This window comes from Nostoc sp. FACHB-892 (assembly GCF_014698795.1).
Lineage (GTDB): Bacteria > Cyanobacteriota > Cyanobacteriia > Cyanobacteriales > Nostocaceae > Nostoc.
This window is the reverse complement of the sequence record NZ_JACJTR010000097.1, coordinates 1-9,698: the sequence shown is the minus strand read 5'-3', so window position 1 is coordinate 9,698 and position 9,698 is coordinate 1. Positions and strand designations below refer to the sequence as shown.

Genomic DNA, 9,698 nt, shown 5'->3' with positions numbered 1-9,698 from the left:
AGGTATTTCCCCAGGCACATTGAGTTTAACCCAACCCTACTTTGTTCTGGGGACTTTCAACGAATAAATTACTCCTCCTACTTCACCAGCAGTTTCTTGATCATTATCACAAGCGCCAGATCATCATTCCAACACTCTTGCAAGAAGTCAAACCCCGGATTCTGCCCCGAATTCGCCGCAAGCTTGAGTTTCTGCATACGCTCCGGTCTGGACAACTTGAGAATCCGCCGAAGGCGGATGACCATCGCAATTGGTGTTGGCTCAATCCCCAGAGTTATCAGTGCTTGGGTATTGTTCATCGCACTAGCGAGATTCTTCAACGCCATGCCCATGAGCCGTAAACATTCTTGGGGGTTCTGCTGCAAGCGATGGCTGCACCAACGTCTTCTCCTTCTGGTGTCGGAGACGCTACGCGAACGACGGACGCAAGTCAATTGCCTTGTCTAAGGCTTGTTTCACTTGTTTGTTCGGGGCTTTGGTTGCCTGCGCCATGTAAACAAGTAGTCAGTCAGTACCTAAAAGCCATCTGTCAAATGATTTAAATATTTAGTATTTAATATTGCACTTAAGGACGAGGGAATTACAGAACTAGTTTTTTAAAATGATACTTAAATTTTTGTTAATTACAGGAACTGAATTCCCTCACGACAAGCAAAACAGAAAATCAAAGCAAGCACAGTGCAAGTAATCAAGAAGCTACTAACAAAGCATCTCAAACAAATGGAGCAGATGCAAAAATCAATGATGATTGGCAGCAAAAGCTAGAAGAATTACAATCTACTCTAAGTGGAGATTTATCTACATTATCAAGTGAAGATGCTACCAGCTTAATTGATGAATGGTATAACTTCTTGCACAAGGCTAAAGAACCAGAAGTCAAAGAAATTGCTAATCAATTAAAACAACTTAAACAGTACCTTAAGAGCAATAAGGCTACCGGACATGAAATTAGCGAAGTGCTGATAGAAATCGGCGAGCAAACAGCTAACTTTGCATCTGATGCAGAAAAAGATATTAGAACTCCTGTGCGGAGATTAGGCAAACAATTAACTAAAGTCGGTAACTTTTTAGGTAAAGCTGAAGAGCATGAAGAGATTGAAGAAATCGACTCGGTGATCGAAACTTTTGAAGAAGATTTAACTCAAGTTGAGACTGACGTAGCATTAGGCTCTATCGACAAGTGGTACAATTTGCTGCACAAATCAGATTGCGAAACTTTACAAGAGATTGCTAATGAGTTGAAACAACTCAAACAAGTCTTGAAGCACAAAAATCCTAAACCATCCGACATTAGCCCTATCTTAGAAAAGCTAGGAGGACAGACAACTACTGTAGGACAAGAAGCAAAAAGAGGCTTTAAAGGCCCGCTTCAGAGACTAGGTAAGTTATTATCTAGAACTGGTAAATCTTTAGCCAGTTAAAGTTGAAAAATTTCTGCCCAATCAGTTATGGGTTTTCTGATTGGGTAGAGAAGGCTGATCTTTTATAACGCTATGCAATAAATAGTATTCTTCCCCTCAAACTTCTGCCCACACCTGCCCTCTGGCTCTGATTTTAGTTGAGCTTTCCCCATTCATACTGCTATGGGCGATAGCACAGTTTTAGGATGAGCCAGTGGCAAAGATAACCTTATTTCTTTAGTTCGGTTCCACTCTCAGATAAAATTGTGTAGCCACAAACTTAGTATCTCTCTTGGTTGGATCTACGTTTTCTACTACCTCAGTTTTACCTACAGCAATCAAACCTTGATCAAAAATTTCGTTTGTTGCTGCGTCAAGTTGCTTTTGCGTTGCACGCGTTTGACTCAAATCAATTGACGAAACTTGAGAAATATTTGGCTTATTTAGAACCAGATTATCTGTAGAAAAGCAAGGAGTTATGATGCAACGAATGCCATTGTCTTTTAGTGCCACAAAAGTACCTTTTGCTGGGACATTTGTCGCGGCATAGAAAGCTTCTTTCACTCTCAAATTCCCAAATTCACCGAATCGAGGAAATGTTACTGGAACGATATTACCTCTGAGAAGCACACGGCTACCATCATCATTTTGAATTTTTACCAGTTGGGAAGGTGGGACTTTCAGTGAACTCCAATCAATTGCAGACACATAACATTCAGAGCGAAAAACACCATCTAAGCAAGGAGTAGCTTTCAAGTTTACCTGCTTGATGAAATATCCACCGCATATTGGAAAAGCACATTTGCGAAAATCTCTTCGCACTGTGTAATATCCCCATTGGGGAAACTCTTGATTTTCTACAGTAACGGCAACAGAATCAGTAGTGCCTGGAGTAGAAATGTTTTGAGCAGATACTGTGGAGAAAAATCCGTTGCTAACTATTATTGCACCTAATAGGGGAATAGTTGAGTATTTGTAGTTAAATGATATTTTGTTCATGGGAGCTTTAAATTTTTTTTAAGGGTTCAATACTTTTGTTAAAAGTAAAAGTGTGAGAAAATTGCTGCCAAATACCAAAAAATTATACCACTATAATCTATGTAAATTTTTTAGCGAATTGTTACAATTTTCAGAATGATTGAAGAAGAATTCAGCTATTGTGAATAGATCCGTCAGAATGCAACCAGTGGGAATTCAGAACTGCTACTAAAGGCCATCAGACAGAATTTTTTTCGCAGAGATAAAAGTACTGTGCCCCAAAGCAGAAGTCAGAGGGAACCATAAGGGTCAGCCGTCCAGTACTCCTGCTACAATTGCGACACTTCCTCAATTCAATTGCAGGAAGTATGTCCACTCTTAAAAGAAGCGTTCCACTAAATAAGCCGCATATTCCATACCACAAGGTACGCTTACCCCAGCAGTCATTTCATTAGCAAAGTAAGTGTTTTGATTACTTTACAACATTTCTAAACGATACTCCACTGTGAGAACTTTGCCAGTAACTTCTTGATCACAATCCGCAACGCAGGATCATCATTCCAACACTCCTGCAAAAAGTCAAACCCCGGATTATGCCCCGAATTCGCCGCAACTTTCAGTTTCTTCATACGCTCCGGTCGCATATTTGACCTCGCAACAATCGCCTCATGCGACCATTTTTCAGGAATTGGCACGGACACGGCGGAACTTTCACCCTCATGATTTGCTTTGACTTCAACACCCGAAACTGAATTTTCTCCCGACAACGAAGCAGATTGACCCTGTTCTACCTGCCCCTGAGTTTGATTAGCGATGGCTACGCCCGCCGCAGGCATCGCAGAATTTAAAGATTCTTCATTTTGGGCAACGGGCGCGGCGGAACAAGTATCTTCTCTACGAGACGCTACGTGAACATGACAGTTTTCCGATTCAACACTACAATCCTGTTGAGGCACTGGCAAATCAATGGCGCATCAAGTATTGGAAGCCGGAGTATTTAGAACTTGAACAGTTGCTCTCAAGAGGAAAGCGTTGGTGGAAGACAGCAGTACTCGTTGACCTTCTGTGGGTTCATGCTTTGTTTCTACCCCACCTACCCTTTTTTCTCAACAGCGTAACTCCTGACCTAAAAAAGGCTGTTTTTGAAACATGCCATGTTTTGCTCATTATTACGGTTAATCAAGTTTATTTAAGAGGATCTCTTCAATAGGCTAGAGCAATTATAGGGTAATTACTAGAGATTACAAAAATCGGCGCAAAATAGAAAACTTTTCTTACAGGCGAATGATCGGACTGTCTGTGCAGAAAGGATTTTAGCTTTAGATTAGGTTTCTGTTTCAACGCTCATTTACCCTCGGTAGGTACTTTAATATAAAAGATTGTTGAAATAGCAGAGGTAAATTAATGAAGACACTTATAAGGGTATTTGTGGTATTAGCTCTGGTACTGTTCCCAAACATGACCTTGGCTGAACAAATATTGCTCTTAAATCTTAAGTATAAATCTGACAACACGGTGACAAAAGAAATTAAGTTTTATGGAAATGACATCGATCCTAATTCATCGGCAATTGATGACCAATTCTCTCTCTCTATTGATGGTCAACTCATCAAAGTACCCGATAGTATTTACGGCAGATTAGAAGGTCTGCGGCGAAGCTTCAGTTATGACATTTTATCCGGCGGAATACAACAGAAAGAGATTGGAAAGTTTGTTTGTCGACTTGGTGGACCAGCTAGGGGTATTGTCCTCGAAGCACGTTATTTAACCTACCAGAATACCAGAATAATCAGTAGTCAGATGCGGCCTGTTTTTAGCTTGGCTAGCAACTGCTTGTTCCCTCAGACCTACTCACCAATAAAATCTAATGCTCGTGAAGATGCTCGTGCGGTTGTTGAGATCCTAAACACTCTTAATCTTTTCCTTACTAAAGAATAGCGATCGCCACTAACGTAACAACGATACCGATTAGTATTTTCTGCTTGTTAGACTGGGACTTGACCCAATTAATGAACTTATTGCGCCATACACTCATAAATCACCGCAAATAACCTCAACATCTCATTATTAACGAAGGAGCGTTATCCCAAGGGTAAAGAACAATTTATTTGTTCTTTAGCTTTACTTGTGACGATTGCTTTCTCAATTGCTGTTGCAGGTATGCCTGTCTCAATCGCTTTTAGTAATTCATTACTTTGTATTTTTTAAAACACGAATGAAAAACATTTAAGATCCATCATATTAAGTTTTCGTACTTGGGACTAATCCCTAATTTACCTGACTTTGAGGCTTAACTGAACCGTATTGGGATTCTGCGCTGAATTCGCGACAACTTTCAGTTTCTGCATCCGCTTCGGTCATACATTTGACCGCGCAACTATCGCTTCATGTGACTATTTTTCAGCATTTAGCACAGGCGCGGCGGGACTTTCACCCTCATCAACTGCTTTTATTTCTCCACCTAAAGCTCAATTTTCAACCAACAACATAGCAGAGTGATCCTGTTCTACTTGCCTTGGTGTTTAATTAGCGATCGCTACTTGTCCTCACATCAAAACTTCCCACGCTAAATGCTAAATTTTATTTAGCCACCCAGTAGGAGTTTTCTTTTTCTTATGTGGTTCTGGTCTGCCGATTCAGTAGAACAAGAGTTATCTGATTTGTATGCCCCAGCCCTGCGTAGGCGTAGCCCGTCGTAGACATCGCTCGGCGTAAATTTTAATAACGAGCAACTCCAAGACACTCTAGAAGCATCCAGCTATTGTTTAGAAGATGCTTTCAGGAGCGCAATCGTTTATATACTCTGGCTCGAAGAAAACCTAAAGCCGATCTACCCGACAGCGATACTAATTGAGGCGCTGGCAAATCAATGGCGTACCAAATACTGGAAACCGGAGTATTTAGAACTTGAACAGTTACTCTCAAGAGGAAAGCGCTGGTGGAGGGCAGCAGTGGATATGTAGGGTTACGACGAGCGTAATCAACTGGTTGCAGACATATTTTATGACAACGGACAGGAATTTATCCTGACTTTTCCCGTTAAGTCTTGAAAGGCATACTAGTAAAGGATTTAAGAAACAGCACAGCAAATAGGGTAAAGTAATTGCAATCGAGTGCTAAAGGTGACAAGCAATGCTGGACTGGTGGGAGAAAAATTTTGCAACTCTAGAACTGGGTGATAAGCCTGACGGCATGGCTTCGCTTACCGCCGATTAAATGAGCGTGCAATGTCGATAGGCTATGCTTTAAGCCTTGGATTTGGGAAAGGGCTGTCAGAAATCTTCAGCAATGGAACAGTACTCAAAAGAGCCTATGAGTTTTTGCCAACCCAAAAGTGCAATTTCCAAGCGTGATTGAGCCGCACTGTCAAATGACGGCGGAGACTGTTGCAGAAAGCGATGTAATGCTGTGCGTCGGAGACACAACTTTTCTTGATTATGGCAGTATTGAGGCTAAAAAAGAAGGTTACGGCCCAATTGGGAAAGGAGGTAACGGCTTAATATTGCAAAATTGTTGCAGATATCCAAATGGCCTCTACGATTTTACGTTGGTATTGTTACCGTTGGCGAGTAGAAGAATATCACAAAGTTTTAAAATCAGGGTGTCAAGTAGAACGATACAGGCTTGCTGCTGATGGGATCAAGACTTTACTTGGTTTTTTGAGTGTAATTGCTGTGGAATTGTTGCAGTTGACTTATCTACACCGCACTCAGCCAACCGCCGACGCAATTGTTATCCTCAATCCCCAACAAATTCGCATTTTGAAAGCTAAATCGCCAAAACTACCCAAGACATTAACCGTTGGTTGGGCTGTGCAAGCGTTGGCGCAGCCCGCCGCAGGCATCGCTCGTTTAGGGGGCTACTTAGAACATCGACATAAAACCCCTATTGGTATCCAAGTACTGTGGCGAGGCTGGTTAAAATTGCACGACCTCTGTGAGGGGTGGCAGCTTGCAAAAGAAACTTAACGGGAAAAGTCAGCTATAGCCATCCTGACAATGGGTTTAATTTTGATTAAACTGCAAAAAATTCTTCAAAAAATGGATAAAATTTGTTCGCTAACAACTTAAATTTTTCTCCAATACAATCAGGGCGAACTATTTTATAACCTTTGCCATTGTACCAATCAGGATTCCTAGCTGGAGAATAACATAGATAAGCCGTGCCCTCTTTGTAGTACCCAGATATAGTTAATATATTTATTTTAGGTAAATAATTTACTTGAAAATTTCCTACAGCACGGTTTTGACTTTTAAAAGTAATAGCTAAATTATTATCAACAATGCTTTCATAATCTTTATGTAATGATTTCAAATAAATTTGTGGTACAACTAAAGCTGCATGAACCTTGCCAATTTTTCGAGCCGATAATTGGAACTGAGTGTCGCTAAAAACTTGCCCAGTAATCTTAGTAACCTCTGTTTGAAAATCTATTTGTACTGCGTAAAGAAGTCGTTCTAGATATATATTGAGCATTACTTTACCTTGAAATATTCAAATATTGTTAAGAAATATTATGAGATTTTTAATATCTAAAATTTTGCGGAGGCAAAAAATTAATAAAAATGAAACTGATAAAGCGATTAAAGTGCGGACTCAACTCCTGGCGGAGTTACTCTACTGAAGCCTGGAATTCCCCCAGATTATGGGTTTCTCCAGAACGAATCGCACTTACACCTATCTCAGCTCAATACTTTATTACATTACTTAAAGTTATGCACATATCATTTAAGATTCCTGTATATCTAATAGTAATGCTGTTATATATCTAAAATGTAGCATTTACAATCACACTTACAGAATGTGGGCTAAAAGCTGGGAAACAAAAAGTTTACTTAAAGTGATTTTAAAGAGACACAACGCAAAATTTGAGGAACATTATGAAAAACTTTTTCAAACAAGCAATTCTTACAGTTAGTATCGCTATTTCAATAATTATATCGTCCGAAGCAGCTACACGCGCAGCAGACCTGATTGTTAGAAAGAGCAATGGAGATTTGCTATTATATCCATTCAAAAATGGTACATTCTACAATGCAGGTGGAGGAAAAAAAGTCGGGAATGGGTTTAACTTTACTGACTACTCAGTTTTTGACGTTACTGGTGACAAAATTTCAGACTTGATTGTCATAAAGAGCAATGGAGACCTACTATTATATCCATTCAAAAATGGTACATTCTACAATGCAGGTGGAGGAAAAAAAATCGCGAGTGGGTTCTACACCTTTACTGACTACTTCGGTGCTGACTGGACTGGAGACGGAATTATAGACGTGATCGCCAGAAATAGCAGTGGAGACCTACTATTATATCAAATTAAAAATGGCACGTCCTACTATGCAGGTAAAGTAGGAAATGGGTTTAACTTTACTAACTATTTAGTTGCTGACTGGACTGGAGACAAAATTCCAGACTTGATTGTCAGAAAGAGCGATGGAGACCTACTATTATATCCATTTAAAAATGGCACGTTCTACAATGCAGGCGGAGGAAAGAAAGTAGGAAATGGGTTTAACTTTACTGACTACTTAGTTGCTGACTGGACTGGAGACGGAATTCCAGGTTTGATTGTCAGAAAGAGCAATGGAGATTTGCTATTATATCCATTTAAAAATGGCACGTTCTACAATGCAGGTGGAGGAAAGAAAGTAGGAAATGGGTTTAACTTTACTGACTACTTTCCAGGAAGATGGTTAAAATGATGTATATAACAAATTGCGGTCAATCTTTTAGGTAAAGAGAAGCGTGCAAAACGAGGGATGAAAAATTAACAGTTCTTGCAGTAAAGAATAAATGGCATCACGAACCAAAATATGATTTGGATCTGAAGGAAAAATGAACCCTAATAAGATGGGCTAGATGGATTAGTCTTACCCTGGCTCGGATAGTACCACTTTCTTTCAAACTCCATTACCCATCAAGCAAGTCCGCTTGTCAATAGGGCTTGAGACACGCTAACCCCAGGGCGGCCGCATCATGGCAATAAGCAAGGTCTATTCTCAATAGACCTAAAAATAATGTCATTAACTTTTGCTTATTACGAAAACTTTAGGCGTAGGCAAAGCCCGCCGCAGGCATCGCTTTGGGGCTTAAAAAATAATCAAGCGCGAAAGGAAAGATTTTTTCATTGGTTCTTAAGCTTCGTTGTGATCAAGAGTAATTTAGATGCGTTTGCCCTGGTATTGTTCCCTTCCCCTTTAACCTTTACCCTTTTCCCCCTCTTGCAAAAAACACTTTTGCAAGAGGTCTAGTCAAAACGGAAAAGAAACACAAATAGTGGTTAAAGTCGAATCTGAAGCAAGCAAACAAATGTTGGAACGTGTATGTTACCAAGCGTTTGTAATGTTTCAAAAGTATGGTATTCAAAACTAACCAACCTTTTAGTAACACTAATACAGTTACATTATGATTAATGATGAATCAATCAACATAAGAAATTTTAACTGTAAATTTTAAACCCGCAATACAAGTACGTCCAATTTCGTCTTTACCAGGACACTTAATTAAAAATTTGTCTTCTTTTGTTTTAGCTGCAATCAATTGTGAAATTTTATCCAATATAGAAACCGTTTCGCAATGAGAATCAGGGCAAGGAAAGTTTGTACGAAAATTTTCTTTTTTCAAAGTATATTCATTGACTTTCTTTTCCCAGAAATTAACATCTTTACATTCAATAACCGAAAGTTCTATTTCTTGAACACTGTCTAGGAAATGTGACATACATAATCAGGACTTACGCAACTAGCACAAATAGCGGGCGGGGCTACACCCCGCCACGCAACAATTTAAATCAAACCAAGCACATAGGAATACTTGGGCGTTTTAGTTGCTGAATTAAATAATTAGACAGCAAATTATGCTTGATTTGATAAACAGTTTGGCCAGTTTGATAGGCTAAATTCTTTAATCTAATCCAAACCAACATTGCACAAGCAATATGATTTCTTTGAAGCCTAGCTTTCCGACATTGACAATATTCAATGCCAGTTAATTGTTTAATCTAGAAGGTGTTACTCCTCGATGTTCCAACGAATTTTACACACAAGACAGTACAACATCCGTGGAACTTTGAGATAAATCGTTAGTGGCGATATAATCCGTTCTGTTGGTAGAAACAGAAACCCGAAATAGCAGGGTAAGCGCATATAAAATCGTAGGTAAAGATACAGAATATTTAACCAAGAGATGGAGAGAGAATCAAATTTGAGTATTAAATATGTTAAGTAGTACGCTAATAAGTAAAGCGTCTATTTTAGATCAGGGTCAGTACTATGGCATCGGGTTTCAACTCTTCTAAGAATCCACCTGCTCTCAAATCAA

8 protein-coding genes and 2 pseudogenes are annotated in these 9,698 nt (G+C 39.5%); 5 read left to right on the top strand and 5 right to left on the bottom strand.

Annotation, left to right across the window (positions count from 1 at the left end; translation table 11 throughout):
• Positions 1 to 137 precede the first annotated feature (137 nt).
• Together H6G96_RS39130 and H6G96_RS39125 are read left to right on the top strand one after the other, a co-directional pair.
• Entirely contained in the window at positions 138 to 341 is a 204-nt protein-coding gene (locus H6G96_RS39130; RefSeq protein ID WP_206757698.1) for a hypothetical protein, read from the top strand.
• A 510-nt stretch (positions 342 to 851) separates the two neighbouring features.
• Positions 852 to 1,421 (top strand): hypothetical protein, encoded by a 570-nt coding sequence (locus H6G96_RS39125; RefSeq protein ID WP_190919852.1) that lies wholly within the window; start codon positions 852 to 854, stop codon positions 1,419 to 1,421.
• Between the two features lie 216 nt (positions 1,422 to 1,637).
• Here H6G96_RS39125 and H6G96_RS39120 read toward each other — a convergent pair whose 3' ends face one another.
• Positions 1,638 to 2,399, bottom strand: coding sequence for a DUF6748 domain-containing protein (locus H6G96_RS39120; RefSeq protein ID WP_190919850.1), 762 nt, complete (start codon positions 2,397 to 2,399; stop codon positions 1,638 to 1,640).
• A 467-nt stretch (positions 2,400 to 2,866) separates the two neighbouring features.
• The gene (locus tag H6G96_RS39115; RefSeq protein WP_190919856.1) at positions 2,867 to 3,334 is read right to left on the bottom strand and encodes a hypothetical protein; all 468 of its coding nucleotides are present in this window, start codon (positions 3,332 to 3,334) and stop codon (positions 2,867 to 2,869) included.
• A gap of 448 nt (positions 3,335 to 3,782) precedes the next feature.
• Here H6G96_RS39115 and H6G96_RS39110 point away from each other — a divergent pair, with 448 nt between their 5' ends.
• On the top strand, positions 3,783 to 4,316 hold the full coding sequence (locus tag H6G96_RS39110; RefSeq protein WP_190919848.1) for a hypothetical protein: 534 nt from the start codon (positions 3,783 to 3,785) through the stop codon (positions 4,314 to 4,316).
• 1,432 nt (positions 4,317 to 5,748) lie between these two features.
• Positions 5,749 to 6,346, top strand: a pseudogene (locus H6G96_RS39105) (hypothetical protein).
• A gap of 46 nt (positions 6,347 to 6,392) precedes the next feature.
• On the opposite strand, the gene H6G96_RS39100 reads toward H6G96_RS39105, so the two are convergent.
• The gene (locus H6G96_RS39100) at positions 6,393 to 6,854 is read right to left on the bottom strand and encodes a hypothetical protein (RefSeq protein WP_190919846.1); all 462 of its coding nucleotides are present in this window, start codon (positions 6,852 to 6,854) and stop codon (positions 6,393 to 6,395) included.
• 404 nt (positions 6,855 to 7,258) lie between these two features.
• Between H6G96_RS39100 and H6G96_RS39095 the strand changes: the two genes are divergently transcribed.
• Positions 7,259 to 8,080, top strand: coding sequence for a VCBS repeat-containing protein (locus H6G96_RS39095; protein WP_190919845.1), 822 nt, complete (start codon positions 7,259 to 7,261; stop codon positions 8,078 to 8,080).
• Positions 8,081 to 8,798: 718 nt separating this feature from the next.
• On the opposite strand, the gene H6G96_RS39085 is transcribed toward H6G96_RS39095, so the two are convergent.
• Together H6G96_RS39085 and H6G96_RS42080 are read right to left on the bottom strand one after the other, a co-directional pair.
• A complete protein-coding gene (locus H6G96_RS39085) occupies positions 8,799 to 9,098 on the bottom strand; it encodes a hypothetical protein (RefSeq protein ID WP_190919841.1) in 300 nt (99 codons plus the stop codon).
• A gap of 70 nt (positions 9,099 to 9,168) precedes the next feature.
• Positions 9,169 to 9,509, bottom strand: a pseudogene (locus H6G96_RS42080) (transposase); the annotation flags it as partial.
• Between the last annotated feature and the right edge of the window lie 189 nt (positions 9,510 to 9,698).